The 25334-nt window shown below is 73.6% G+C and carries 21 protein-coding genes and 1 pseudogene; 7 read left to right on the forward strand and 15 right to left on the reverse strand.

Annotated features, from left to right (window positions below; translation table 11 throughout):
• The first annotated feature begins 117 nt into the window (after positions 1–117).
• The gene (locus tag ACF08B_RS03180; protein ID WP_392315787.1) at positions 118–2025 is read left to right on the forward strand and encodes an RICIN domain-containing protein; all 1908 of its coding nucleotides are present in this window, start codon (positions 118–120) and stop codon (positions 2023–2025) included.
• A gap of 1 nt (position 2026) precedes the next feature.
• Here the strand turns inward: ACF08B_RS03180 and ACF08B_RS03185 are convergent, their stop codons facing one another.
• From ACF08B_RS03185 to ACF08B_RS03205, 5 genes and pseudogenes are all read right to left on the reverse strand, one after another.
• On the reverse strand, positions 2027–2521 hold the full coding sequence (locus tag ACF08B_RS03185; RefSeq protein ID WP_093472613.1) for a universal stress protein: 495 nt from the start codon (positions 2519–2521) through the stop codon (positions 2027–2029).
• A gap of 43 nt (positions 2522–2564) precedes the next feature.
• Positions 2565–3856 (reverse strand): annotated as a pseudogene (locus tag ACF08B_RS03190) (SLC13 family permease).
• Positions 3857–3879: 23 nt separating this feature from the next.
• Entirely contained in the window at positions 3880–5121 is a 1242-nt protein-coding gene (locus ACF08B_RS03195; RefSeq protein WP_392315788.1) for a hypothetical protein, read from the reverse strand.
• A 197-nt stretch (positions 5122–5318) separates the two neighbouring features.
• Positions 5319–6017, reverse strand: a complete 699-nt coding sequence (locus ACF08B_RS03200; protein ID WP_392315789.1) for a DUF4232 domain-containing protein — start codon at positions 6015–6017, stop codon at positions 5319–5321.
• 152 nt (positions 6018–6169) lie between these two features.
• Complete coding sequence (locus tag ACF08B_RS03205; RefSeq protein WP_392315790.1) at positions 6170–7567, reverse strand: serine/threonine-protein kinase; 1398 nt, start codon at positions 7565–7567, stop codon at positions 6170–6172.
• Positions 7568–7614: 47 nt separating this feature from the next.
• On the opposite strand from ACF08B_RS03205, the gene ACF08B_RS03210 reads away from it, so the two are divergent.
• Complete coding sequence (locus ACF08B_RS03210; protein WP_093472605.1) at positions 7615–8163, forward strand: RNA polymerase sigma factor; 549 nt, start codon at positions 7615–7617, stop codon at positions 8161–8163.
• A 49-nt stretch (positions 8164–8212) separates the two neighbouring features.
• Here the strand turns inward: ACF08B_RS03210 and ACF08B_RS03215 are convergent, their stop codons facing one another.
• Positions 8213–10594, reverse strand: coding sequence for a SpoIIE family protein phosphatase (locus ACF08B_RS03215; RefSeq protein ID WP_392315791.1), 2382 nt, complete (start codon positions 10592–10594; stop codon positions 8213–8215).
• A 265-nt stretch (positions 10595–10859) separates the two neighbouring features.
• Here ACF08B_RS03215 and ACF08B_RS03220 point away from each other — a divergent pair, with 265 nt between their 5' ends.
• Positions 10860–13952 carry a glycoside hydrolase family 2 TIM barrel-domain containing protein gene (locus tag ACF08B_RS03220; protein WP_392315792.1) on the forward strand — a complete coding sequence of 1031 codons (3093 nt, stop codon included), beginning with the start codon at positions 10860–10862 and terminating at the stop codon, positions 13950–13952.
• A 59-nt stretch (positions 13953–14011) separates the two neighbouring features.
• Here ACF08B_RS03220 and ACF08B_RS03225 read toward each other — a convergent pair whose 3' ends face one another.
• The gene (locus ACF08B_RS03225) at positions 14012–14734 is read right to left on the reverse strand and encodes a 2OG-Fe(II) oxygenase (protein WP_392315793.1); all 723 of its coding nucleotides are present in this window, start codon (positions 14732–14734) and stop codon (positions 14012–14014) included.
• Between the two features lie 20 nt (positions 14735–14754).
• Positions 14755–15264, reverse strand: a complete 510-nt coding sequence (locus ACF08B_RS03230) for a methylated-DNA--[protein]-cysteine S-methyltransferase (RefSeq protein WP_392315794.1) — start codon at positions 15262–15264, stop codon at positions 14755–14757.
• 188 nt (positions 15265–15452) lie between these two features.
• Here ACF08B_RS03230 and ACF08B_RS03235 point away from each other — a divergent pair, with 188 nt between their 5' ends.
• The 3 genes from ACF08B_RS03235 to ACF08B_RS03245 all read left to right on the forward strand — a co-directional run bounded on the left by ACF08B_RS03235 (position 15453) and on the right by ACF08B_RS03245 (position 18349).
• Complete coding sequence (locus tag ACF08B_RS03235; RefSeq protein ID WP_073890979.1) at positions 15453–15692, forward strand: hypothetical protein; 240 nt, start codon at positions 15453–15455, stop codon at positions 15690–15692.
• 3 nt (positions 15693–15695) lie between these two features.
• Positions 15696–16073: a toxin Doc gene (locus ACF08B_RS03240; protein ID WP_392315795.1), complete on the forward strand. Its 378-nt coding sequence runs from the start codon at positions 15696–15698 to the stop codon at positions 16071–16073.
• Positions 16074–16612: 539 nt separating this feature from the next.
• Entirely contained in the window at positions 16613–18349 is a 1737-nt protein-coding gene (locus ACF08B_RS03245) for a ricin-type beta-trefoil lectin domain protein (protein WP_392315796.1), read from the forward strand.
• A gap of 49 nt (positions 18350–18398) precedes the next feature.
• On the opposite strand, the gene ACF08B_RS03250 is transcribed toward ACF08B_RS03245, so the two are convergent.
• Both ACF08B_RS03250 and ACF08B_RS03255 read right to left on the reverse strand, forming a co-directional pair.
• Entirely contained in the window at positions 18399–19568 is a 1170-nt protein-coding gene (locus tag ACF08B_RS03250) for a lactate 2-monooxygenase (protein ID WP_392315797.1), read from the reverse strand.
• Between the two features lie 221 nt (positions 19569–19789).
• Complete coding sequence (locus ACF08B_RS03255; RefSeq protein ID WP_392315798.1) at positions 19790–20365, reverse strand: hypothetical protein; 576 nt, start codon at positions 20363–20365, stop codon at positions 19790–19792.
• A 325-nt stretch (positions 20366–20690) separates the two neighbouring features.
• Here ACF08B_RS03255 and ACF08B_RS03260 point away from each other — a divergent pair, with 325 nt between their 5' ends.
• Positions 20691–21125 (forward strand): protease inhibitor, encoded by a 435-nt coding sequence (locus ACF08B_RS03260; RefSeq protein WP_392315799.1) that lies wholly within the window; start codon positions 20691–20693, stop codon positions 21123–21125.
• A 206-nt stretch (positions 21126–21331) separates the two neighbouring features.
• Here the strand turns inward: ACF08B_RS03260 and ACF08B_RS03265 are convergent, their stop codons facing one another.
• The 5 genes from ACF08B_RS03265 to ACF08B_RS03285 all read right to left on the reverse strand — a co-directional run bounded on the left by ACF08B_RS03265 (position 21332) and on the right by ACF08B_RS03285 (position 25159).
• A complete protein-coding gene (locus ACF08B_RS03265; protein ID WP_371127846.1) occupies positions 21332–21490 on the reverse strand; it encodes a CDGSH iron-sulfur domain-containing protein in 159 nt (52 codons plus the stop codon).
• A gap of 22 nt (positions 21491–21512) precedes the next feature.
• Complete coding sequence (locus ACF08B_RS03270; protein ID WP_392315800.1) at positions 21513–22187, reverse strand: HemK2/MTQ2 family protein methyltransferase; 675 nt, start codon at positions 22185–22187, stop codon at positions 21513–21515.
• The gene (locus ACF08B_RS03275) at positions 22188–23201 is read right to left on the reverse strand and encodes an iron-containing redox enzyme family protein (protein ID WP_392315801.1); all 1014 of its coding nucleotides are present in this window, start codon (positions 23199–23201) and stop codon (positions 22188–22190) included. It abuts the gene before it with no gap.
• Between the two features lie 122 nt (positions 23202–23323).
• A complete protein-coding gene (locus ACF08B_RS03280) occupies positions 23324–23491 on the reverse strand; it encodes a hypothetical protein (protein WP_392315802.1) in 168 nt (55 codons plus the stop codon).
• A gap of 162 nt (positions 23492–23653) precedes the next feature.
• Entirely contained in the window at positions 23654–25159 is a 1506-nt protein-coding gene (locus ACF08B_RS03285) for an MFS transporter (RefSeq protein WP_392315803.1), read from the reverse strand.
• Positions 25160–25334: the final 175 nt, after the last annotated feature.

Here is a 25334-nt window from a genome sequence, read left to right on the forward strand (position 1 = left end):
AACATTTCCGCGGTACGTGCCGGGCCGTTCCCCGTACACCCTTCACGCTCCAAAAGAGCTGCGCCAGGTGGACGTCCGGGTCGCCCATGACCTCGCCGAACGCTTTGGTACGGACTAATGTCGCAGCACGCCCGGAGGAATGCAGCCGTGAATGAGGCAGGCCTGTCGGACGAACAACTCAGTGCCGAACTGAAGAAGTGGACGGGGGCCACGCCTGCCCTCCATCCGGTCGGGGAACTCCTCGACCGGCACTGGGAGGCGGCCTTCGCCTACGCCCGGCTGTGCACCGACAACCCGCGGGCCGCCGGGATGCTCACCACCGCCGCCTTCACCCGGTTGTTCGGCGCGTCGATCCGGCAGGGCGGCCCTACCGCGGCCTGGCGGCCCCACGTGCTCGTCACCATCCGCCGGATCGCCTCCGAGTGGGCCTCCGACGGCCGCCAGGAACTCCTCCACCCGGGCCTGCGGTCGGCCGACGGCACCGGCGGTCGCGCCGCCGCCCGGCTGCTGCCGCCGTCCGGCCGGCGGCTGCTGTCCGGCGCCTTCCAGCGCGTGCCCCCGACCTCCCGTGCCGTCCTGTGGCACACCGAGGTCGAGGCCGAACCCCCGGCGGTGCCGGCCGCCCTGCTCGGCCTTGAGGAGGACGACGTCCGGGTCGAACTGCGCCGGGCCCGCGAGCGGTTGCGCGAGGAGTGCCTCCAGGTCCACCGCGAACTCGCCCCCGAGGCCGAGTGCGGACGCTATCTGCGCATGCTCGACGTCACCTACCGGCGCGGCGGCGCGGAGGTCGACCCCGACCTGCGCGAGCACCTGTCCCGGTGCACCCACTGCAGCCGTACCGCCGACCAGCTCGCCCGGTTCAACGGGGGGCTGGGGCTCGCGCTCGCCGAGGCGGTGCTCGGCTGGGGCGCCCGCCCCTACGTGGAGTCCCGGGCGTACGGCGCGGAGGCACCGGCCGCACCGGTCCCCGCCCCCGCCTCCGTCATCGCGCCCCCGGCCGGCGAGTCCTTCACGGCCGCCGAAGCGGCGATGTCCGACGGATCCGCGATCCCCGCCGTCGCCACGACCTCCGCCGAATCCGCCGCGCCGGCCGGCCCGAACGGCACCGGATCCACCGCGCCCGCCGGCCGGACCGCCGCCGGTGAAACCTCCGTGTCGCCCCGTTCCGCGCACCGTGCCGCCCGCCGCGCCCGCCGCCGCAACCTCACCCTGGCCGTCGTCACCGTCAGCGGCCTCGTCGCCCTGCCCCTGGTGCTGTGGGCGGTGCTCGGCTCCGGTGACTCCCCGGACCCCCACCCCGGCGGCACCCCCTCCCGGACGCCGGGCAAGGACTCCGCGTCCCCGGACACGTCCTGGGCCGCCGCGCCCGCCACCGGCCAGGGCGCCCTGCACGGCGCGCTGCACAACGTCGCCTCCGGGCTGTGCGTCGGAGTCGTCGGCGGCAAGGCCGTCAAGGGAGCCGAGACCGAACTCACCGCCTGCTCCGCGACACCGGAGCGGCAGTGGACGTACGAGACCGACGGACTGCTGCGCAGCGACGCCGATCCCGGCCTGTGTCTCGACTCCCACCTCGGCTACTCGGTCCGTCTCGCCCCCTGTACGGCCACCGGCCGCTCCGGCAGGAACATCCGCTACGACTTCACCCTCCAGGGAGCCCTGGTCCCGCGCTGGAACCAGGAGCTGGCCCTCACCCCGGCCGCCACCGACGGCTCCGGCGCCCTCGTCCTCAAGACCCGCGCCACTGGCGACGCACAGCGCTGGACCATCGACACCGTCAAGCCCGAACTGCGGATGCAGAACGTCAACTGGGGTGACGACGAAGACCCTTCGCGCACCCCCGCCCCCCGGCCCACCACCTCCGGGAGCACCCGGAAGACGGCGTCACCGAGTCCGACGCCCACCCCGAGCCGGTCCACCCCCACCCCCACGCCGACGGCGTCCACGTCCCCCGACCCCTGTGCCGCGCACCCCTACTACTGCGGCGGGGGCGGGGACTACGGCGGCGGCAGACGTCACCACCGCTGACTCAGTGGGGGTGGTGCGGCGGTGGCGGCGGGATCGTCGCCAGCCCGGGAGCCGGTTCCGGCCACACCAGCAGCACCGGGCAGGGCGCGTGGTCGACCGCGAACCGGACGGCCGGGCCGAGACTCTTCGGACCGAGCCGCGACCGGTCCCCGTCCCGGGCCAGCACCAGCAGATCGGCGCCCTCGGCGGCGTCCACCACCTCCCGCTCGACCCGGCCCGCCCGCTCCTCGCGCACACAGGGGCGGCCGAGCCGGCCGGCCGCCGCGTCGAGGAGTTCGGCGGCCGAACTCCCGCCGAGGGCCTCGACCAGATCCCCGGGATCCCGCTCCGGGTGGCCGCGGCCGAGCAGACCCGCGAACGCGCCGTGCGCGAGCCCGGGCACGTCGGGACCGCTGACGTGCAGCAGCACCACCTCGGCGGCCGGCGGCGCGTGCGTGCGCACGGCGTCCACGCAGGAGGGCCAGGTGCCCTCGACGAGCCAGGCGATCACACGCATCCGGACGGCCTCCCTCGAACCGGCGAAGGCCCGCGAAGAGCCCTCAGAGAATCTGCAGCGACCCCCACAGTGCCACCACCGCGACCGCGAGGGAGGAGGGCACGGCGATCAGCCCCAGCCGGGTGAACTCCCCGAGGTCCACGCCGTGCTCGTGCTGGTGCACGATCCGCCGCCACAGCAGCGTGGCCAGCGACCCGGCGTAGGTCAGATTGGGGCCGATGTTCACACCGAGCAGCACCGCCAGCACCGCGCCCGGCCCGACCGGCGCGGCCAGCGGGAGCAGCACCAGCACCGCCGGCAGATTGTTGATGAGGTTCGCGAGGACGGCGGCCAGCGCGGCGATGCCGAGCAGCGCGGGCAGCGTGGTGCCGTCCGGCATGACGTTCCCGAGCACGTCGGCCAGGCCGTTGTCGACGACCGCCCGCACCACGATGCCGAGCGCCAGCACGAACGCCAGGAAGGACGGGGCCGCCGCCCGTACGACGGTCAGCGGGGTCGCCCGGCGCCGCAGCAGCGCCCGCCCGGCCAGCACCAGGGCGCCCGCCGCGGCCACCCAGGCGGGCTCCACGCCGAACGCCGAGGCCACCACGAACCCGGCCAGCGTGCAGGCCACGGTCACCAGCGCGAACAGCGGCAGCCGCGGAGCCTGCCCGCCGTCCGCGCCCGCCGGGGCGGCCGCCGCGAGGTCACGGGCGAAGAACCGCCGGAACACCACGTACTCGGCCCCGATCGCCACCAGCCACGGCAGCAGCATCAGCGCCGCGAACCGGGCGAAACTCAGCCCGCTCGCCGCGAACGCGAGGAGGTTCGTCAGATTGGACACCGGCAGCAGCAGCGACGCGGTGTTCGACAGATGGGTGCACGCGTACACATGCGGCTTGGGCCGTACGCCCGTCCGCGCGGCCGTCGCGAACACCACCGGGGTGAGCAGCACGATCGTGGCGTCCAGGCTCAGCACGGCGGTGATCGCGGACGCGAGCGCGAAGACCGCCGTCAGCAGCCGCACCGGGCGGCCCGCCGCCCAGCGGGCCATCCAGGCCCCACACGCCTGGAACAGCCCGTCCACGTCACAGAAGTGGGCCAGCACCAGCACGGCCGCGAGGAACCCGACGACCGGCCCGAGCCGCTCGGCCTCAGCCCGGGCGTGGTTGAGCGGGATCGCCCCGGTCGCGATCGCGATCCCGGCGGCGGGGACCGCCAGCACCGCCTCGGGCCACCCGAAGGGCCGCACGACGGCCCAGGCGAGCACGGCGGCGAGCAGGACGGCGGACAGCGCCTCGGCGAGGGGGGTGTTCAGGGCGGGTCCTCCGGTCGATCACGTCGGTGCCCGCCCATCAAAACAGACGATGCCGTGCGGGCTACGACGACCGGGTGCCCGCCGCGCCCAGGAACTCCTCCCAGCCGCCCGCCGGGACCTGACCCGGCGTGAGCGTCCGCAGCTTGCGCAGCACCGCCGGATCCTGCGCCTCCAGCCAGGCCACCAGCTGCTTGAACGACACGAACCGCACGTCGTCGTGCTCGGCCATCCGGCCGATCGCCTCCTCGACGGCGTCCATGTAGATGCCGCCGTTCCAGCGTTCGAAGTGGTTGCCGATGAAGAACGGGGCGCGGTTGCCCTCGTAGGCGCGGCGGAAGCCGGCCAGGTAGGTGTCCCGGGCCTGCGTGCGCCAGGAGTCGTACTGGGCGCGGTCACCGAGGGGGTTCCCGCCCGACTGGTTGAACATCATGTTGTAGTCCATCGACAGCACCTGGAAGGAGTGGCCGGAGAACGGTATGGACTGCAGCGGGAAGTCCCACACCTTCCCGCCCTGCACCTTGGCCGGCCAGATCTGCAGGCCGCCGGAGGAGCTGGCGTCGTACTTCCAGCCGAGCGCGGCGGCCGTGGGCAGCAGGTTGGCCTGCCCCTCGAGGCAGGGGGTGCGGCCGCCGGTCAGTTCCTTGCGGTAGTCGAAGGGGAGCGGTTCCAGGTCGGTGAAGCCGGTGTTGGTCTTCCACCGCGTGACGAAGGCCGTGGCCTGGTCGATCTCGCTGCGCCATTCGGCGGGGGACCAGTTGCGCACGCCGGTCGCCCCGCAGAAGTGCCCGTTGAAGTGGGTGCCGATCTCGTGGCCCTCCAGCCAGGCGGCGCGCACCTGTCGGAGCGTGGCGTGGATGTGCCGGTCGGCGAGATAGCCGATCGCGGAGGCGCCGACCGGGTGCTGCGGCGGGTGGTACAGGTGCTTCTTGGACTCGGGCAGGGTGTAGATGCCGCTGAGGAAGAACGTCATCTTCGCGCCGTGGTCGGCGGCCACCTTGCGGAACCGGGAGAACAGCTTGTTGCTCACCTCGCCCGCGCCGTCCCAGGAGAACACCACGAACTGCGGGGGCTTGCGGCCCGGCCGCAGCCGGTCCGGCTCCGGCTGGTGCGGCTGGGGGCCGGTGTCCGCGGTGGAGCCGTCGCCGATCGGCTTCACCGGCCGGGCCTGTGCCGTCCCCCTGCCGTCCGCCGGCTCCGGTCCGCCGACCCGGAGGCCGGTGCCGGAGGAGCAGGCGGCCAGTGCGCCCAGGGCGCCCGCCGCCGCTCCCGCCGTCAGCATCCGCCTGCGTGAGATCCCGCTCATCGTCTCCCCGGTTTCCTCGTCGGGGCCCCGGTGCGGGGCCCGCTCTTCGTGCGGTCTGGGGGTTCGATGACGGGGTCCGGAAGAAAGATCGCGGCTTTCGGCGCCTGTTGCCGTCCTGTGACAGTTGTGGCGCGTTCATGACGAACCCCGCTGCCGCGGGTGCGGGCAGCGGGGTCGCCGGGAGCGGGGCGTGCGGGTCAGGGGCCGGTGCCGGGGGCGAGGACGGAGAGGGAGACGGACGAGGAGTTTCCGGACACCGGAACCGGTCCGCCCGACCAGGCCACCGTCAGGTGGTCCAGCTCGTCCGGCGGCGTGAGGAGCAGGGAGGCGGGCGCGCCCGTCTTCGCCCCGCTGATCTCCGGGTTCGAGAAGGTCAGTCCGGCCCAGGCGCTCTGCCCCGGCTTGAGGGTGACCGTCACCGGCGAGCCCGGCTCCCGGCGGGGGTCGGGGCCCAGCTGGGTGCCCGAGCCGTCGACGAAGGCCGCACCGGGATAGCCGCGCAGGGTGCAGGTCCGGGCGGACTTGTTGGTGAGGACCAGCGGGAAGTTCTCCTGGCCGGCGCCCGGGTCGTTGCGGCCCACGGAGGCACCCAGTTCGGAGGTGTGGCAGCGGGAACCCGCCGCCGCCGTGGTCTTCCCGCCGCCCGGGGACGCGGTCGCCGCCGGGGCCGACGACGCGGAGGAGCGGGTGGGCGTGGAGGCCGCGGCGGACGTGCCGGACGTGGCGGAGGCCGGGCTCTTCGAGGCGTCCGTCGCGGGCGCGGCGGTACCGGACGCCGTGACGGGCGGATCGCTCTGGACGTCCTTGCCGTTGCCGCAGGCGGTCAGGAGGCCCAGCACGGCGACCGTGCCCACGAGCAGGGCCCCGTGCCGCGTGGACCGGGGGGTGTACACCATGTCGCTCAACACTCCTGGTTGTTCGGGGCGAGCGGCGCACCGCGTGCCCGCGGCGCCGGGTGCGCCGTCATGACAATCCGATGCGCCGGACGCGGGAAAAGTTCGGGACACGCAGGGATCTTTTCCCGGACTTGACCGTCCATCCGCGTCTTTCAGGACACCCGCAGCGAACGGAGTATGCCGTCGGTGGCGTCCCCGGCACCCCGCTGCCGCACCTGCACGTACACCTGCGGCCCCGCCGCGCCGCCCGCCGGGGACAGCGCGGACTCCGTGACCGAACCGCCGTCCGGGCAGCCGCTCCAGACCCGGACCGGCCCGTGCCAGTCGGCGTCGGCGAAGGTGCGGCTGCCGGAGTAGCGGCAGCCGGCGTGCGTCAGGGCCTTCACCTCGGCGGCCACGTCGCCGTGCCGGCTCACCCCGACGAACACGCCGTCGACGGCCGCCTTCAGATCCGGCCAGCGGGACAGGTCGTCGGCCACCACCAGACCCGGCTGGTGGCCCGCCTTCAGGCCGAGCGCGCGCGGGTCCCAGCCGGAGTCGCGCAGCTCCCGGCCCCAGCCGGCGGGTACCCGGACGGCGACCTCGCCGGTGGCGTCCGTGACCCGCACCCCGTCGTCCGGCGCGCCGCCGTCCCGCTGGACGAACACGGTGACGGCCACCGCCGCGGCGGTGGCCGCGAGGACCGCGGCGACCGCCAGCGTCACGGCGTTCAGCCGGCCGCGCACCCCGTCCAGCCGCCGCGCGGGGCCCACCGCGGGCGGCCCCGCCGCGAGCCGGTCCAGCTCGTGCGCGAACGCCTGCGCGCCCGGCCAGCGTCGCTCCCGGTCGGGCTCCAGCGCGCGCGAGAGCACCCGCTCCACGTCCTCGCCGAGGTCCGGCCGCAGCCGCCGGGGCGGCACCACTTTCCCCGGCGGCCCCGGCACCGTCCCGGTGACCAGTTCGTAGCCCACCGCACCCAGGCTGTAGACGTCGGCCCGCTCGTCGATGCCCTCGCCGGGCTCGGCCTGCTCCGGCGGCTGGTAGCCCGCCGAGCCCGCCGCCAGGGTCAGTACGGAGGCCTGCGCGAGGCTCTTCGCCAGGCCCAGGTCGGCCAGCAGCACCCGCCTGGTGCCGTCCGGGGCGGTGTGCAGCAGCACGTTGGTCGGCTTGATGTCCCGGTGCACGATGCCGGCCTCGTGCAGCGCGGCGGCGCTGCGCGCGGCCTCCGCCGTCAGCGCCAGCGCGTCCGGCACCGGCAGCGGTCCGCCGCGCAGCAGATCGGCCAGGGTGCCGCCGTCGGCGTACTCCATCACGAAGTACGGTCGGCCGTCCGGGAGTTCACCGATGTCGTAGACCTGCACCACCCGGTTCGAACCGGCCCGCCGCAGCAGTCGCGCCTCGGACAGGAACCGCTCCCGGATGTCGAGCCGGTGCGCCCAGTTCTCGGCGAGGACCTTCACGGCGACCGGGGCCTGCAGCTCGGGATCGTGGGCGAGCCACACCGTGGCGAAGGCGCCGGTGCCCAGCGGCCGTTCGAGGCGGTAGCGGCCGATCCGCTCCAGGGAGTGCATACGACTATCATGCCTGCCCTGAGATCGACTTGGAGGGGGACCCTTCGGTGCAGGACCAGGCGCCCATGGAGGACCTCGCCCGGCGGGCCGCCGCGGGCGACAGCGCAGCCCTGGACCGGCTGCTGACCGAGATCCGGCCCGAGGTCGTGCGCCGCTGCGCGCGCTTCCTGCCGTGCCGGGAGGACGCCGAGGAGGCCGCCCAGGACGTGCTGCTCCAGGTGGCCCGGCACGTCACCGCCTTCGAGGGCCGCAGCCGCTTCGGCACCTGGCTGTACACCGTGGTCGCCAACTGCTGCCGGCAGAAGTACCGCGAGCTCAAGCGGCGGGCCGCCGAACAGCCCGCCGCCATCGAGCCCTCGCACGCCGTCGACCCCCGCACCACCAGCGTGATCGCCGGTTCCCGGGTGGACCTGCTGGAGGCGCTGGACCGCCTGGAGCGGGAGCATCCGCACCTGGTGGCGCCGCTGGTCTACCGGGACATCTGCCAGCTGGACTACGCCGAGGTCGCCGAGCGCGTCGGCATCCCGCTCGGCACCCTCAAGTCCCGCCTGCACGAGGCCCGCAAGCAGGTACGGCCCTGGCTGACGGCCTCCTGAGACCCGCGCCGACCTTCCCCCGAGGCCCGCGCCGACGTCCCCGCGAGCGCTAGAAGTCCTCTTCGTACAAAGGCAGTTCGGCCCAGATCGTCTTGCCGTCGGCGGTGTGCCGGCTGCCCCACCGCTGGGTGAGCTGGGCGACCAGCAGCAGACCCCGGCCGCCCTCGTCGAAGATCTTCGCCCGGCGCAGATGCGGGGCGGTGTGGCTGGTGTCGGAGACCTCGCAGATCAGCGTGGCGGCGTCGTGGATCAGCCGCAGCCGGATCGGGTGCGAGCCGTACCGGATAGCGTTGGTGACCAGCTCGGAGACCACCAGCTCCGCCGTGAACGCGGCCTCGCTCAGTCCCCAGGTGTCCAGCTGGTCCACGACCTGCTTGCGGATCGGCGCGACCAGCGCGGGGTCGGCCGGGATGTCCCAGGTCACCACCTGCGACGGCGGCAGGCCCTGGGTGCGGGCCAGCAGCAGCGCCACGTCGTCGGCGGCGCCGCCCGACGGCAGCAGGCAGTGCAGCACGTGGTCGCAGGTCTGGTCCAGGGAGTCCGTGTGCCGTGCGAGCGCCTCGTACAGCCGCTCACGGCCGCTGTCGCCGTCCCGGTCCCGGGACAGCACCAGACCGTCCGTGTACAGGGCGAGCACCGTGCCCTCGGGCAGTTCCAGCTCGGCGGACTCGAACGGCAGCCCGCCCAGGCCCAGCGGGGGCCCGGCCGGCAGGTCGAGCAGCTCCGGCCGGCCGCCCGGCAGGACCAGCACCGGGGGCGGATGCCCGGCGCGGGCCAGGGTGCAGCGCCGCGACACCGGGTCGTAGACGGCGTACAGGCAGGTCGCGCCGACCTCACCCGGGCTGCCCTCAACGCCGGACTCGTCCGACAGCCGCAGCACCAGATCGTCCAGGTGGGTCAGCAGTTCGTCCGGGGCCAGGTCGATGTCCGCCAGGGTGCGCACGGCGGTGCGCAGCCGGCCCATGGTGGCGGAGGCCTGGATGCCGTGCCCGACGACGTCCCCGACGACCATGGCCACGCGCAACCCGGACAGCGGGATCACGTCGAACCAGTCCCCGCCGACCCCGGCGCGCGCGGCCGGCAGATAGCGGGAGGACGCCTCCAGCGCGGCCGTGCGCGGGAGGTTGCGGGGGAGCAGGCTGCGCTGGAGGGCGAGGGCGGTCTCCCGCTCCCGCGAGTAGCGGCGGGCGTTGTCGATGCAGACGGCGGCGCGCGCGGTGATCTCCTCGGCCAGCAGCACGTCGTCGGCGCTGAACGTGTCCGGGCGCAGGTGCCGGGTGAGGACCGCCACCCCCAGGGTCAGCCCACGTGCCTGGATCGGCACGGACATCGACGAGTGGATGCCCAGCGTCCGCACCCGCTCGGCGCGCGTCGGGTGCCAGCTCAGCCACTGGTCCATGTCGCCCGCGGCGACCGAGGTGGTGATCGTGCGGCCCGCGGTCAGCGAGTCGGCCTGCGGTGAGAGGGCGGGGTACGCCTCCGCCCGACCCGGCTCGATCACCGCCTCGGGGATGCCGCGCAGCACCGACTGGTGGGCGGTGCGGCGCAGACTCACCGGGGCGGTGATGCGCGCGGGGGGCTCGCCGCCGTACTCCTCGGGATCCAGCAGGTCGACGGTGACGAAGTCGGCGAGCGCGGGCACGCACAGGTCCGCGAGCTCCTGCGCCGTGCGGGTGACGTCGAGGGTGGTGCCGATGCGCACGCTCGCCTCGTTGACCAGTTGCAGCCGCTGGCGGGCCCGGTAGTTGTCGGTGACGTCGTGCGCCGCGAGGGAGACGCCCCGTACCCGGCCCTCCGCGTCCAGGACCGGTGCCATCCGGGCGAGCCAGGCGTGCGCGCTGTCCCCGCCGCCGGTGCGCAGAAAGGCCTGCATGTCCAGCGGCCGGCCCGAGGTCAGCACCCGGAGCATGCCCAGTTCCAGTTCCTCGCTCTGCGGCTTGCCCCCGATCTCCGCGAGCCGCAGACCGCGGACCCGTTCTTCGGGCAGGTCCACGACGGAGGCCATCGCGTCGTTCATCCGGCGCAGCCGCAGCTCGTCGTCGTACACGGCGAGCGCGCACGGTGACTGGACCAGGCCGGCCGCGGCGAGCGGATCGTCCGTGGCGGGCGGCCGGTCGCCGGTGAGCGGGGTGACCACCAGCCAGCCGCCGCGGTGGTCGTCGTGCGCGGGCCGCCGGTGGGCGAGCAGCCACACGGGGACGGTGTGCCCGTCCCGATGGCGCAAACCGACCGTTCCCTCCCAGCGGAAGCCGTCGGGGAGGGCCGGTGGACGGTCGTCGGCCAGCAGATCCGCGGCGGGACGGCCCACGACGGCGTCCGCCGGGTGGCCGAGCAGGCGCCGCGCGCCCTCGTTCCACTCCAGCAGCGTTCCGTCCTCATCGATGACAGCCCGGGCCGTCGCCGCCTCGTCGAACGGATAGACCCGGCTCATCGTCGCCGCTCCCAAGCGCACACTCACAGTGAACAGGTGGCACCACTTGTGTTCCAGCGTAGTGCTTCCCACCCGCGCGTGGACCGCGACTCCCCCCTCTCCGGTCGATGGGTCGAACAAGGTCAAGGGGCGATTTCGGCCGATCTCTCGTTGCAGGCGCTCGCCCGTGTCCGGACCCTTGACGATCGTGCGTGGCGCGACGTCAGAATCTGTTTGTTCACGATCAGTTGTGAGTACTTCTGGGACTTGATGAGGGAGGGCCGTCATGACGGTCACACGCAGATCGGTACTGGTCGCGGCCACCGCGACGCCCGCGGCCGGAGCGCTCCTGGGCATTCCCGCGGCTCCGGCCGCCGTCGCCGCCGGGAACGGTGCCGGTGGCCGCCACACGGTGCCCCTGCGTGACGGCTGGCGCTTCGCGCTGGTCGACCCGGGCGGCATCACCGACCCGACCGGCGCCTTCGCCGACGCCGCGGACCCCGCCCACGACGACTCGGACTGGCGCGAGGTCGCCGTCCCCCACGACTGGTCGATCGAACAGACCCCCACGACCGAGCACGGCACCACCAGCGGCACCGGCTTCCTGCCGGGCGGCCTCGGCTGGTACCGGCTCGCCTTCACCCTCCCGCCCGAGTACGCCGGCAAGCGGATCTCGGTCGAGTTCGACGGCGTCTACATGGACTCCACCGTCTACTGCAACGGCATCGAGGCGGGCGGCCACCCCTACGGCTACACCGGTTTCGCCCTGGACCTGACCGACCTCGTCCACACCGACGGAACCACCCCCGACGTGCTCGCCGTCAAGGTCCGAAACCAGCTCCCGAGCAGCCGCTGGTACTCCGGCAGCGGCATCTACCGCGAGGCCCGTCTGGTGATCACCGAGCCGGTGCACGTGGCCCGCTGGGGCACGTACGTCACCACCCCGGAGATCTCCGCCGACCGCGCGCTGGTCCGGGTGCGCACCACCGTGCGCAACGAGACCGGCACCGCCGCCGACGTCCGGGTGCTGTCCCTGATCACCGGCCCCGACGGCCGCACCGCCGCCCGTACGGCCGGCACCGTGACCGTCTCCGACCAGGCCGAGGAGACCCACGAGCTGACCGTCCCGAAGCCCCTCCTGTGGGACTTCGCCACCCCGGAGCACCGCTACACCCTGCGCACCGAGGTCCGCGTCGGGGGCCGCACCACCGACACGTACACCACACCCTTCGGCATCCGCGCCCACCGCTTCGACCCGGACGACGGCTTCTCGCTGAACGGCGTCCCCGCCAAGATCAAGGGCGTCGACCTCCACCACGACCAGGGCGCCCTCGGCGCCGCGATCAGCGTCGACGCCGTCCGGCGGCAGATGCGCATCATGAAGTCGATGGGCGTCAACGCCCTGCGCACCTCGCACAACCCGCCCTCGCCGGAGATGATCCGGGTCTGCGAGGAACTGGGCATCGTGATGATGGTCGAGGCCTTCGACTGCTGGCGGACCGGCAAGACGCGCTACGACTACGGGCGGTTCTTCGACGAGTGGTGCGAGAAGGACGCCACCGAGATGGTCCTCGCCGCCCGCAACTCGCCCGCGGTGGTGCTGTGGTCCATCGGCAACGAGATCCCCGACTCCACGTCCACGGCCGGCCTCGCCATGGCCGACCGGATCATCGGCGCGATCCGGGCCGCCGACGGCACCCGCCCGCTCGTCATCGGCTCCGACAAATACCGGCGCCTGCCCGCCAAGGGCTCCGCGGCCGACCTGATGCTCGCCAAGATCGACGGACTGGGCCTCAACTACAACACCGCCAAGTCGGTGGACGCCCTGCACGCGGCCTACCCGCACCTGTTCCTCTTCGAGTCCGAGTCCTCCTCGGAGACCTCGACCCGGGGCGCCTACCAGGAGCCGGAACACCTGAACACCGGCGAGAACCACACGCCGGGCGGCCGGGCCACCTCCTCCTACGACAACAACCTCGCCTCCTGGACGATGAGCGGCGAGTACGGGCACAAGAAGGACCGGGACCGGAAGTGGTTCGCCGGGCAGTTCCTGTGGTCCGGCATCGACTACATCGGCGAACCCACCCCGTACGACGTCTTCCCGGTCAAGGCGTCCTTCTTCGGCGCGGTCGACACGGCCGGCTTCCCGAAGGACATGTACCACCTCTTCAGGAGCCAGTGGACGGCCGAGCCCATGGTCCATCTGCTGCCCATGAGCTGGAACCACGAAGAGGGCGACACCGTAGAGGTGTGGGCCTACGCCAACGTGCCCTCCGTCGAGCTGTTCCTCAATGGAAAGTCCCTGGGAACACGGGAGTTCGACGTCAAGCGGACCACCGACGGACGCACCTACCTGGAGACCACCGAAGCCACCGGCGACGACAAGACCTTCACCGACGGCCCCCACCCGGGCAGTTACACGAGCCCCAACGGCAGTGCGGGCAGGCTGCACCTGGCGTGGCAGGTGCCGTACCGGCCGGGTGAGCTGAAGGCGGTCGCCCGCCGGGACGGCGAGGTGGTCGCCACCGACGTGCTGCGCACCGCCGGTGCCCCGCACGCCGTCCGCCTGACCGCCGACCGCGAATCCGTCCCCGCCGACGGCCGTTCGCTGCTCTTCGTGACCGCCGAGATCGTCGACGCGCACGGCGTGGTCGTGCCCGGTGCCGAGCACCTCGTCACCTTCGACGTCAGGGGCGGTTCCCTCGCCGGGGTCGACAACGGCCGCCAGGAGAGCGCCGAGCGCTACCAGGCGAGCACCCGGACCGCCTTCCACGGCAAGGCCGTCGCGATCGTCCGCTCCGGCGGCGAGCCGGGAACGCTCGCGGTCGGGGCGCGCGTGGACGGACTGCGCACGGGCAGGACGGCCGTGCGCACCACCCCCGCCCGCGACGCGGTCCGCACCACCGCCCCCGAGTTCCCGCCCGACCACCCGGCCCCGCGCGTCCACCCGTACGCGGACGCCGGGTACTCGGGCCGCCCGGACACCCTGCCCGCCGCCATGCTCGACGGCGACCCGGCCACCGGCTGGTCCAACGCCTTCGCCAAGCCGGCCACCGCACTGCTGCCCGCCTTCTCCGGTGCCCGCGCGAAGGACTGGGTGTCGGTCGACTTCGGACGGAACCGGACCATGGACCGGGTGGCGGTCTCCTTCACCGTCGACGCCACGCACACGCTTCCCGCGAAGGCGGAGGTGGCCGTGTGGAACGGGCACACGTACGTGCCGGTCACCGGCGCCGAGGTGGAGTGGGCCACGGTGTCGGACGCCCCGAGCGTGATCCGCTTCGACGCGGTGCGCGGCTCGCGGCTGCGGCTGACCCTCACGAGCGCCCACCCGGGCGAGGACCGGGGCGCCGTGCGCATCAGCCGGCTCGACGCCTGACCGGGCCGGCGGGGCGGACGGGAGGCCGCCCCGGCGGCTGCCCGTCCGCGCGCCTCCGGTCAGGCGGCGTCGTGGAACACCAGCCCCAGCGTGCGCCGCCGCCCGGACCGCACGGTGCTCACCCCGTGCCGCATCGCCCCGGCCGACCAGCCGCGGCGCGTGCGCACGGGGTGGTCCCGGGTGGTGAACACCAGGCCGTGCCCCTGCCGCAGGACGGTCGCCGTACCCCGCGACTGGGCGCGCGGCCGCTGTTCCACCATCAGGAACTCGCCACCGGTGTAATCGGTGCCGTACTCGTCCAGGGCGATCACCACCTGGAGCGGGAAGAGGAGTTCGCCGAAGACGTCGCGGTGCAGGGCGTTCCAGTCGCCCGGCCCGTAGCTGAGCAGGATCTGCGCCGACCGGTCCTGGCCGGCGGCGTGGCAGCGCTCCAGCCAGTCGCCGAGCGAGTCGGGCCAGGGGGCCGCCCGGCCCAGGCGGGCCGCCCAGTCCCGGGCCACCGGCAGCAGCCGAGGGTAGAGCGCGGCGCGCAGCGCGGCCACGGGAGCGGGCAGGTCATGGGTGAAGTAGCGGTACTCGCCGGATCCGAACCGGTGCCGGGCCAGGTCGACCGTGGTCCGGAACAGTTCCGGCTTCTCGTAGAGAGCGGCCAGGTCGGCGCACTCGGCGGCGGTGAGCAGCGGGCCGGTGGGGGCGCTGCCGAGCTCGTCCAGCCCGGCCGAGAGCGCGGGCCAGTCCGTGCGGGCGGCCCGGCGGCGGGCCTCGGCCAGGGTGAAAGTCATCGTCGTTCCTCCTCCGGAACTCACAGCAGGGCCGGCTGCAGGGCACCCTCGTGGGTGAGCAGCCACATCTTGTTCCCGACCCCGCCGGCGTACCCGCGCATCGAGCCGTCCGCGCCGATCACCCGATGGCAGGGGCGGAGCAGCAGGAGCGGATTCGCGCCGAGTGCCCGGCCGACCGCGCGGATCTCGGAGCGGGGTACGCCGAGCCGGGCCGCCAGTTCGCCGTACGTGGTCGTGGTGCCGTACGGGATGGCGTCCAGGGCCTGCCACACCCTCTGCTGGAAGGCGCTGCCCGGCGCGGAGAGCGGCAGGTCGAAGCGGGTCGGGCGGCCCGCGAAGTACGCCTCCAGCTGCCGGTGCGCCTCGGTGAACGGCCGGTCGTCGCGGTCCTCCGGACGAACGGCCGGCGCGTCGGGCCCACCGGGCAGGGACAGCGAGGAGACGGCGTGGCCACCGGGCCCGACGGAGGCGGTCAGCAGCAGATCGCCGAGCGGGCTCGGGTGGACGGTGTGAACGGTGCGCGTATGCATCGGTGCTCCCTCGGATACCTCCGTGCCGCCTGTGCGTGCGGCCTTCGCGTGCTGTCGAGTCTGCTGCGCCCGGGGCCCGGTGACCGGCGGAAAACGGACACAGCCCTGCGGCGCCGTGGGTACCGCGCCGCAACCGATCCGACCTGTGGATATTTACGCGTGAGTACCCGGGCGGTACCGTGAGGGTCATGCCAGCTCTCAACGTGGAGTTCAGCGAACGGGAACTAGAGGACCTGCGGCAGATCGCCAAGGAGCGCGGTACGTCGATGAAGGCCCTCGTGCGTGAGGCGGCCGCCGCCGACATCGCCCGGCACCGCGCCCTGCAGGAGGGCGCCGAGACCTTCCGGCGCTTCTTCGCCGCCCACGCGGAGGAGTTCGCCGCCGCGTTTCCCGACGACGAGCCCCCCGCCAAGGGCGAGGCCGCCTGAGTCATGTCCTCCGTCCTCCACATCGACGTCCCCTGGCTGCTCCAGCGGCACGAAGAGGTGCTGCCCGACCAGCCCGCCGTGGACGACTTCTCCGCGCTGGTCGCCGCCGTGGCCCGGCACCGTGTGGACCCGCCGCGGCTCGGCGTCGACTCCGACGCCGCCTGGCGTGCCGCCGCCCTGCTGCACACCCTCGCCGTGCTCAAGCCGCTGCCCGCGGCCAACGCCCGCTTCGCCTGCTCGACGGCGGTGGCGTACATGTTCGTCAGCGGTGCCGGCATCGATCCGCCCTACGGCGCCCTCGTCGACCTGGCCCGCGACCTGATCTCCGGCAAGACCGACGTGTACGGGGCGGCGGACCGACTGCGTTCCTGGCAGATCTGAACGACGCCTCGTGGGGCCGGACCGACCTGACGCCCACTCACCGGGCCGGACCCGGCCGGCCGGGCCCGTTCCCGGGTGAGCCCGTCCACGGTCGGCGGGGGAAGCCGCCGGGGCCGCCGGCCGAGGGCGGGAGGAACAAGGCCGGCGGCCGGTCGCGCGCGGGAGAGCCGCCGTTCCGCGCGGGGCCTTCCGAGAGGGCCGGTCCCAGTCCACTACCGCTCCCGGGGCCCCGGGAGCGTGCGCGTCCCACCGGCGCGTGCGCACACTTCACACGGGGCGCACGGGAATACGAAAGCCGCCTCGCCCGACCAGGCCCGGACCGAGTATTTCTGACTTTCTTTCAACAAGGCCGATGTCCTACGGGCGCCTTGTTGCCCGTGTGGAAGTTGTGCAAGGGTTGCAGCGCCCGTGCGGGGGGCATAGTCCAGGGTTCTTTCGGCAGTTGCGGAACCGGACCGGCCGAGCGCCGGTGAATTCCCGTTCCCCGCGCGCACCCAGAGGCTCGCACCTACGCACCACGCACCAAAGGAATCCGCTCCGTGCCCACCCCCCACCCCCCTCGTCCCCCCTTTCCGCCACCCGGCGGGGAACCGGGGGAATCCGACGAGTCCCTCGCCGGCCCGCTGCGCGCCGGCTCCGACGCGGAGGCCTCCCGGTCCACCGCCCTCCTGATGTCCCGGCACTGGCAGCCGGCACACGACTACGCGGTGATATGCCTGGCCGCTCCCGGGCCCCTGGCCCACATGGCCACCGCCACCGCCTTCCACCAGGTCCTCGGCCGGCTCGCCCTCGGCGAACCCGGCGAGGCGTTCCGTCCCCGCCTGCTCGTGGCAGTGCGGGACACGGTCCTCAACTGGTCCTCCACGGACCGGATCACCGCCGTACTGCCCGGACTCGGAAAACCCGCCGGGGGCCGCGGTATGCGCAACGCGAAGACACTGATACCGGAAAACCGCGCGCTCTCCGACCGTTCCTTCCTCGGACTTCCCCGGCTGGAACAGACGTTGCTGTGGCACACCGAGGTCGAGGCCGAGCCGATAAACGCGCCCGCCGAACTGCTCGGCATCGACACCGAGAGCGCGGCGATCGCACTCGAACAGGCTCGCGAGAAATTCCGGGAAGGCCTGGTGCGCGCGCACCGGGAACTCGCTCCCGGCACGGAGTGCCGTTACTACAACCGCCTTCTGGACGTCCCGATACGGCGGGGTGGAAACCTGCTGCCCGACGTCCAGGAGCACCTGGCGGCCTGTGTCCACTGCCGGCATGCCGCCGAGCAACTCGGCAGCTCCGAGGCCGCCCTGGGCGTCCTGCTCGCCGAAGCCGTCCTCGGCTGGGGCGCCCGCCGCTACCTCGACTGCCGTCCCGGCCGCCGCCCCGGCCCCGCCCGCGGCGGCTCCCGGGGCCCGGGCGGGCGCCGACGCGGGGGTGGGAAGCCCGGACTGTTCCTCCGGACCACCTCCTCGCGCGCCGGGGCCCGCGAAGGCGGCGAGCCGGAGCCGCGGTCGCTGGGCACGGGGTCGCGCGGCCGACGGCGCGGCACACCCGGACCGTTCGCCCGGACACCGTCGCCGCCGGGTGGTACCGGCGTCGCCGCCGTAGGGTCCACGCGGACGCTGCTCACCGGCGTCGGCGTGGCGTCCGTCGTGCTGCTGGCGACCGTCGTCGCCCTGGGTGTGTGGCCGGACGGCGGATCCGGTACCGGTCCCGTCGCCTCCACGAGCGCCGTGCCCGGCACCGACGCCCGGCACCCGCGCGCCTCCGGCACCGCGCCGGACACCGCCGGTCTGCCCGCCACGGGCCGTCCCGGCAGGCTGCGCAACGTGGCCGCCGGCCTGTGCCTGGACGTCCGGGGCGCGCCCGTGTCCGGTGCCGCCGCGGTGCTCGCCGTCTGCTCCACGACGGCCGGACAGCAGTGGACGTACGACGCCGACGGGCAGTTGCGCAGCGCGGCTGGCACCGGACTGTGCCTGGACTCGCACGCCGACGCCGGTGTGGTGACCCTCGGCAGCTGCGCCGGGGCCGGCTCGCAGCGGGCCGACGACGTGCGCTACGACCTCACGGTGCAGGGCGAGTTGCTGCCCCGCTGGGACCGGACCGTGGCCCTCGCCACCGCCGGTGAGGAAGCCGGGTCCGACGTCGTGGTCAAGGTCCGCGACCGGTCCGCCGGACAGCGCTGGCTGTCCGACTCGCCTACGGCGAGCCCGGGTTCACTGTCGATCGCCGGCTCCGACGGGCCGGCCGCCCGGCCGGCGGAGGATTCCGGGAAGGACGCCTGAGGGACCGCCGTGTCCGGGGGCGGCAGGACCGCCCCCGGACACGGCGGACTCAGGCGGGGTCCGTGACGAGATCATCTGCGCCGACCGTGCCCGGACCGGTGTGCCCGGACAGTGCGAGCGTCAGGTCCAGTTCGGCCAGCAGGCACCGGACGACGTGCTCGACCCCGGCCTGTCCGTCCAGTCCGAGCCCGTAGACGTAGGGACGGCCCAGCAGCACCGCCCGGGCGCCGAGGGCCAGGGCCTTGAACACGTCGTCGCCGGTGCGCACCCCGCTGTCGAAGAGCACCGTCAGCCGGTCGCCGACCGCGTCCGCGACCCGGGGCAGCGCGTCGGCCGCCGCGACCGAGCCGGCCACCTGCCGCCCCCCGTGGTTGGAGACCACCACGCCGTCCATGCCCGCGTCCGCGGCGAGCCGTGCGTCGTCCGGGTGCAGGACGCCCTTCAGCACGATCGGGCCGTCCCAGTGCTCCCGCAGGAACGTCAGGTCCGGCCAGGTGTGCCCCGGGTCCCCGAACAGGCCGAGGAAGTGCAGCACGGCCGCGTTGGGATCCTCGTGCACCGGCTTGGCCAGCCCCGCCCGGAAGGCCGGGTCGGTGAAGTAGTTGGCGGTCCCTACCCCGTGCAGGAACGGCAGGTACGCCTGGTCCAGGTCGCGGGGGCGCCAGGACAGCAGCGGGGTGTCCAGCGTGACGACCAGGACCGAGAACCCGGCCGTCTTCGCCCGGCCGAGGAAGCTGCGGGTCACCTCCCGGTCCTTGCCCCAGTACAGCTGGAACCAGCGCTCGGCGTCCCCCATCGCCTCCGCGACCTGCTCCAGGGGCGTGCTGGACGCCGACGACAGGATGTACGGCACGCCCTGCGCGGCGGCGGCCCGGGCGGCGGCGGACTCCGCGTCCGGGTGCATGATCGACAGCACTCCGACGGGGGCCAGGGCCAGCGGCGCGGGCAGAGGCCGCCCCAGCACCTCCGTCGACAGGTCCCGCTCCCGTACGTCCCGCAGCATGCGCGGCACGATCCGGCGCCGGGCCAGGGCGGACCGGTTGGCGCGGGCGGTGCCGCCGTCGCCCGCGCACCCCGCCACGTAGCCCACCGGGCCGGGGCCGAGCCGGTGTTCGGCCAGCTCCTCCAGCCGGGTCAGGTCGGTGGGCAGCCGGGGCACGGAGCCCGTCATGCCGTTCAGATAGATCTCGTACTGGAAGTCCGCCCAGTGCTTCGCCATCCGGCCGTCCCGCCTCTCGTCGCTGAGTACGCGTGCAGCCCGACGATACTGGCGGGTAGCCGCAGGTCGGCAGGCCCCCTCACGGGCGGCGACCGCGCCGCCCGTGACGGGGCGGGACGGCGCGCACGGGGCCCCACCCGTGAACGACGGTCACAGGAGCGGCCGGCAGCGACAGGAACGAGCCGATCTGCGGTGCACGCGCGGCGATCCGCGCGGCGGAATCATCCGTCGTCGTCGCCGTCCCCGCCGTCGTCGGCGGGGGAGTCGGCCACCTCCTCGGCGTCCGGGCCCTGCGCCCGTACCCGCTCGACGTGTTCCAGGGACTCGCGCAGCTCGGTCAGCCAGTCGTCGGTGTGGCGCCGGACCAGGCGCACGCACCAGGCGAGGGCGTCACTGCGGCTGCGGGCGACGCCGGCGGCGATGAGGGTGTCCAGCACCTGTCGCTCGGGCTGGCGCAGCCGGGTCATCACCGGCGCGGCCACATGGGTGAACAGCGCCCGTTCCGTCCCGCACACCACACCCCAGGAGACCTTGCGGCCGAAAAGGTGCTCCGCCTCGCGGGCCACCTCCATCCTGGCCCCGCGGGTGCGTTCCCGGAACTCCTGGATCCGGGCCCGCAGGGCGGCGTCCCGCTCGGCGGCCGGGGCGTCGTCGGTGAGCCGCGGTGCGGGGACGCGCCCGGTCACGGTGATCTCCTCGCGGTCCGCGGTCACCTCGACCAGTTCCGTGAAGAGATCGTCGGGCAGCCGGCCGGCGAACCAGCCGCGCAACTCGGCTCTCTGCTCTGCTGTAATCATGTAATCAGGCTTACGCCCTCGGTTTCATGAACACAAGGCGTCACGAAGGGGTTCGCTGCGGGCAAAGTCGGAATGTTTCAGGCCGATTAACGAAGAGGTGTTTTTCGGCCATCCGGCCGGTTCCACCGATCAAGAACCGCTCAGTTCCGCGGTCGACGTGTTCGAATTCCGTAACTTCACGCCACTGATTGAACACCGAAGGTTACTGAAACCCATGGGTGCGATGTGAGTTTCGCCGGTGGACTCGGCAGAGTGGCGCTCGCCGCCCGGTGCCCGACCGGACCCGGGCCGGCACCCCCGATGTTCGAGCGGAAGGAAGCACACAATGCGTACCACCGCGCGCTGGGCAGCGGCCCTCGGCCTCACGGCCGCCGCCGTTTGCGGACCCCTGACCGGGGCCGCCGTCGCTGCACCGGACGCCGCCCCGTCGTCGCTCTACGCCCCGTCGGCCCTGGTGCTCACCACCGGCCACGGCAGCGAGGCGGCCACGGCGACCCCGGAGCGCGCCGTCACCCTCGTCTGCGCCCCCGGCGCCTCCGGCACGCACCCCGCCGCGGCTCAGGCCTGTGCCGAACTGCGCGGCGCCGCCGGTGACTTCGACGCCCTGAAGGGCCACGCGGACGCGTTCTGCACCAAGATCTACGACCCCGTGGTCGTCACGGTCCAGGGCGTCTGGCAGGGCAAGCGCGTCTCCTACGAGCGCACCTTCGGCAACAACTGCGTGAAGGACGCGGCCACCGGCAGCGTCTTCGCGTTCTAGGACCGGGATCGCGCGGTTCCCCGACACACCGGATCAGGACCGTAACTGGGGAGTGCGGCCCCGGGAGTGGGGAACCTGCGATCTCGCGCCGGAGCCGACGGGCGGAGTGGGGCCATCCGTCGGTCTCCGGGCACACAGCCGCTCCCCGGGCAGGCCCGTGGGGGGCCTCCCGGGGAGCGGCGAAAAACCAACGGTTTCAACGGCGTTCAGGCCTTGCGGCGATGACTCGTGTCACACCACGGAAACCTGCGACTGCGCCGGCATGTGCACAGAGCGACACGGAATCGGTCCGACGACACCGTGGTGCCGTCCTCCAGTTCGATCTCCACCGGTCCCTCGACCAGCAGCGGCCCGCGCCGCGGCATGGTGATCCGGCGGGCGCGGTCGTCAGCTGACTCGTTCGGCACGGATGACCACCAGTTCCTCCCTGTCGTCGGACGCCCCGAGCAGCCCGCTCCGGCGCAGCCACTCCTCCCGGGAGCGCAGCACGGGGCCGAACGCGATCCAGCGGCGCCGGACCACCGCGGCCTTGAGACCCGCCGCCCGCAACTGCTCCACGGTGCGCTCCGGATCGCTCAGCGCGGAGTGCACGATCAGCAGGACGCCTCCGACGCGCAGCAGCGCGGGGGCGTCCCGGCATATCCGGTCCAGCACCAGCCGCCCGTCCCGGCCCGCGTCCCACGCCCGGGAGCGGCCGCTCGGGCCGCGCCCGGCGTCGGGCGCCGGCACGTAGGGCGGGTTCGCGAGGATGAGGTCGTAGGTCCGGTCCCCGACCGGGCCGAAGAGATTGCCGCGGTGGATGCGTACCGGCAGCCGCCTCAGCCAGGCGTTGAGCCGCGCCGTCCACACCGCGCACCGGGAGACGTCCACCGCGGTCACCTCGGCGCCCCGGCGGGCGGCCTCCAGCGCCAGCGCCCCGCTGCCGGTGCCGACGTCGAGCACCCGGGCGCCGGGCGGCGGACTCTCCTCGCGGAGGGCCTCGGCCAGCAGCTCCGTATCGTCCTGAGGGGCGTACACGCCCGGAAGCAACAAAGCGATCACCTCGCGCGGGTACCCCGACATTCAGGATGTATGGGCCATTTCGCTGCTCAAGGGCGTTCGCAGGGACGAGCGCCCCGCCCGCCAGTCGGACAGCAGCCGCCGAGCCAGCCGGTCCTCGAGGTACTCGGTCGCGTCGATCCCGAAGGCGATGTCACCCGCCAGCTCGGGCTCCTCCTCCAGCAGTCCGCCGATCACGTCGTGGCGCACCACCTGCTCGTGCACCGCGTCCGCCTCCACGTGCTCGTCGTAGAAGAACTCCGCGGCGGGACCGGCGCCGGTGCGGCGCATCGCCTCGGCGAGCCGTCGGGACCCCGGTGAGGAGGTGATCTCCACCTCGGCGAAGTGCCCCACCAGCGCGCCGCGCAGCGCCCGGTGGAGCCCGAACAGGGACATCAGGTTGACGACGGCCAGCATCTGGGCCGGCGCCGCGTCCAGGTGGCGGCCGTAGGCCGTGTCCAGGCCCAGGTCCGTCATCAGGTCGGCGAACAGGCGGGCGTGGACCCGCTCGGGCCGGCCGCCGCCGAACTCGTCGAACTCCACCGCCGCCATCGCCGCCTTCGCCCGGCCCCACAGCCGCGGCAGCACCCAGGCGTGCGGGTCGGCCTCCTTCAGGTGGTAGAGCGAACGCAGGGCCGCGTACTCGCGCAGATGCCACAACTCGCCCTCGTCACGCAGGAAGTGGCTGACGCCCGTGCCGTCGACGGGTTCGACCAGAAGCGCGCCGAGCGCGTCGTCGAGGCTGTCGTGCACCGGGGTGTCGGCGCGCAGAGCGGACAGGAAGCGCTGTTCCAGCGCGCCGCGGACGCGCAGCAGCTCCGGGTCCCATTCGCGCTCCGGGCCGACGCCGGCGAAGCCGCGGTAGTGCAGCTCGTAGCAGAGGTAGAGGGCGAGCTGGAGGTCGTCGCCGTACGGGTCCGCCTCCTCGGCGGCCGCCGGGCGGGGGAGGGGGCCGGTGCCACCGAGATACCCGGTGACCGCGGCGGACAGCGGTCCTCTGGACGGGGGCAGCTGAGGTCCTCGCAGGTGGTGGCTCATGCGGCCCGGGTACCCGGGCCGCGGGAAAGCACCAGTGATCCATTGCGCGCCGAAGAATCCACCGGAGCCGTCGAACCCCTACGCGCCGGCCCGGGAGCGGTCACACCGCCAGGCCGTCCGTCTCAGTCCTCCTCCGCCTGCTCCTGCGCGCCGACGTTCGGGCTGGTGGCGTCCCCGGCCTTGCCCGAGCGGGACCCGTCCTCGTCGCGCTTCTCGGCCTCCTCGACCTCCCGGAGCACTTCCTCCAGGGCCGTCTCGGGCCGCTCCTCGTGGTCGTTCCCGCCGGGCATGGCGCCTCCTCGAATCGTTACGGTCTTGATCCACCGCGAGTTACCCGCACCCGCCGCCTCAAGCGTCCCGCGGGGGGTGCGGCCTGTCGCCCGGAGGGACAACGCGAGGGGCCGCCGTCTCCCTGAAGACGGCGGCCCCTCGGGGGTGCGGTTACGTGGCGGTCACATGTGGACGACCGGTGCCGCGCCCGCGTCCTGCTCGGGCACGCCGCGCCGGTAGAGCAGGAAGGCGATCACCGCGCCCGCGCCGAAGAGGACCGCGGACCACCAGAAGGCGGTGGTGTAGCTCTCGATGGTCGCCTGGGCCCGCACCAGCTCGCTCGTGGCGTCCCGGCCGGCGAGGTAGTCGGTGGCGGCGCTCGCGGCGAGGGTGTTCAGCAGGGCCGTGCCGATGGAACCGCCCACCTGCTGCATGGCGTTGACGGTCGCGGAGGCCACACCCGCGTCCTCGGCCGCCACCCCGCCGGTGGCCAGCTGCATGGCCGGCGGCATGACCAGGCCGAGGCCGACACCGATCACGACCAGCTGCGGCAGCACCGCGCTCAGGTAGTGCGAGCCGACGCCGATGCCGGCCAGCCAGGCCATGCCGGCCGTGGCGATCGCGAAGCCCAGCGGGATGACCGCCTTCGGGCCGAGACGGGGTACCAGGACGGTGGTGCCGAGCTGTGCGGCCACCATCAGGGCACCGACCATCGGCAGGAACGCCACACCGGTCTTCGTGGGGCTGAAGCCCAGGTTGAGCTGGAGGTAGTAGGTCAGGAAGAGGAACACGCCGAACATGCCCGCACCGGTGATCAGCACGGCCAGGAAGGAGGCCGCGCGGTCGCGGTCCAGCAGGATGCGCAGCGGCAGCAGCGGATGCGCCGCCCGGGTCTGCCACCAGGTGAAGGCGGTCAGCAGCAGCCCGCCCGCGATCAGGAAGCCCCAGGTCAGCGGGGATCCCCAGTCGTGGGACTCGGCGTTGGAGAAGCCGTAGACCAGGGAGAACAGACCGGAGGCGACCAGGACGGTGCCCGGCACGTCGAGCTTGGCGTCCGCCGCGTCGCGATGGTGGCCCAGCAGGATCCAGCCGCCCGCGAAGGCGACGACCGCGATGGCCACGTTCACGTACAGGGTCCAGCGCCAGTCGAGCGCGTCGGTCAGCACACCGCCGAGCAGCAGGCCGACGGCACCGCCGGCGCCGGCGATCGCGCCGTACACACTGAACGCGCGGGCCCGTTCCCGGGCGTCGGTGAAGGTGGTGTTGAGCAGCGACAGCGCGGCGGGCGCGAGGAGCGCGCCGAAGGCACCCTGCAGGGCGCGGGCCACGACCAGCATGGTGAAGCCGTTCGCGGCGCCGCCGAGCGCGGAGGCCAGGGCGAAGCCGACGACCCCGACGAGGAAGGCCGGCTTGCGGCCGAACAGGTCGGCGATCCGGCCGCCGAGCAGCAGCAGGGAGGCGAACGCCAGCGCGTAGGAGGTGACGATCCACTGCCGGCTGCCGTCGGAGAAGCCGAGGTCGCTCTGGGCGGACGGCAGGGCGATGTTCACGATCGTGGCGTCGAGGACCACCATCAGCTGCGCGATGGCGATGACCGCGAGGATCCACCACCGGCGGGGCGAGGCCTCGCCCCGTTCGGTCGCCGGTGCCCCCGATCGGGAGGACTCGGCCAGGGTCTTCTGGGACATGGGGGAACCACTCCAGGGAAGTCGTCCGGGTGCGGATACGCAAGAGAACGAACGGCGCGTAAACGAAACCGTTTCGTACACATGGAGCGTAAACCAGTCCGAACGAAACGGCAACGTTTCGCTGGGGCGCCCGCCTGGGCCGCCGCCCCGACGAGGCGCCGGACGACACCCGGCC

Source organism: Streptomyces sp. NPDC015139, assembly GCF_043079785.1.
Taxonomy (GTDB): Bacteria; Actinomycetota; Actinomycetes; order Streptomycetales; family Streptomycetaceae; genus Streptomyces; species Streptomyces albidocamelliae.

Coding starts and splice junctions, on each gene's coding strand:
- ACF08B_RS03260 (WP_392315799.1), top strand. CDS start 20,691: ATGCGTACCACCGCGCGCTGGGCAGCGGCCCTCGGCCTCACGGCCGCC.
- ACF08B_RS03200 (WP_392315789.1), bottom strand. CDS start 6,017: ATGGTGTACACCCCCCGGTCCACGCGGCACGGGGCCCTGCTCGTGGGC.
- ACF08B_RS03205 (WP_392315790.1), bottom strand. CDS start 7,567: ATGCACTCCCTGGAGCGGATCGGCCGCTACCGCCTCGAACGGCCGCTG.
- ACF08B_RS03225 (WP_392315793.1), bottom strand. CDS start 14,734: ATGACTTTCACCCTGGCCGAGGCCCGCCGCCGGGCCGCCCGCACGGAC.
- ACF08B_RS03235 (WP_073890979.1), top strand. CDS start 15,453: ATGCCAGCTCTCAACGTGGAGTTCAGCGAACGGGAACTAGAGGACCTG.
- ACF08B_RS03250 (WP_392315797.1), bottom strand. CDS start 19,568: ATGGCGAAGCACTGGGCGGACTTCCAGTACGAGATCTATCTGAACGGC.
- ACF08B_RS03265 (WP_371127846.1), bottom strand. CDS start 21,490: ATGCCGCGGCGCGGGCCGCTGCTGGTCGAGGGACCGGTGGAGATCGAA.
- ACF08B_RS03185 (WP_093472613.1), bottom strand. CDS start 2,521: ATGCGTGTGATCGCCTGGCTCGTCGAGGGCACCTGGCCCTCCTGCGTG.
- ACF08B_RS03275 (WP_392315801.1), bottom strand. CDS start 23,201: ATGAGCCACCACCTGCGAGGACCTCAGCTGCCCCCGTCCAGAGGACCG.
- ACF08B_RS03255 (WP_392315798.1), bottom strand. CDS start 20,365: ATGATTACAGCAGAGCAGAGAGCCGAGTTGCGCGGCTGGTTCGCCGGC.
- ACF08B_RS03215 (WP_392315791.1), bottom strand. CDS start 10,594: ATGAGCCGGGTCTATCCGTTCGACGAGGCGGCGACGGCCCGGGCTGTC.
- ACF08B_RS03230 (WP_392315794.1), bottom strand. CDS start 15,264: ATGCATACGCGCACCGTTCACACCGTCCACCCGAGCCCGCTCGGCGAT.
- ACF08B_RS03285 (WP_392315803.1), bottom strand. CDS start 25,159: ATGTCCCAGAAGACCCTGGCCGAGTCCTCCCGATCGGGGGCACCGGCG.
- ACF08B_RS03280 (WP_392315802.1), bottom strand. CDS start 23,491: ATGCCCGGCGGGAACGACCACGAGGAGCGGCCCGAGACGGCCCTGGAG.
- ACF08B_RS03180 (WP_392315787.1), top strand. CDS start 118: ATGTCGCAGCACGCCCGGAGGAATGCAGCCGTGAATGAGGCAGGCCTG.
- ACF08B_RS03220 (WP_392315792.1), top strand. CDS start 10,860: ATGACGGTCACACGCAGATCGGTACTGGTCGCGGCCACCGCGACGCCC.
- ACF08B_RS03195 (WP_392315788.1), bottom strand. CDS start 5,121: ATGAGCGGGATCTCACGCAGGCGGATGCTGACGGCGGGAGCGGCGGCG.
- ACF08B_RS03240 (WP_392315795.1), top strand. CDS start 15,696: ATGTCCTCCGTCCTCCACATCGACGTCCCCTGGCTGCTCCAGCGGCAC.
- ACF08B_RS03270 (WP_392315800.1), bottom strand. CDS start 22,187: ATGTCGGGGTACCCGCGCGAGGTGATCGCTTTGTTGCTTCCGGGCGTG.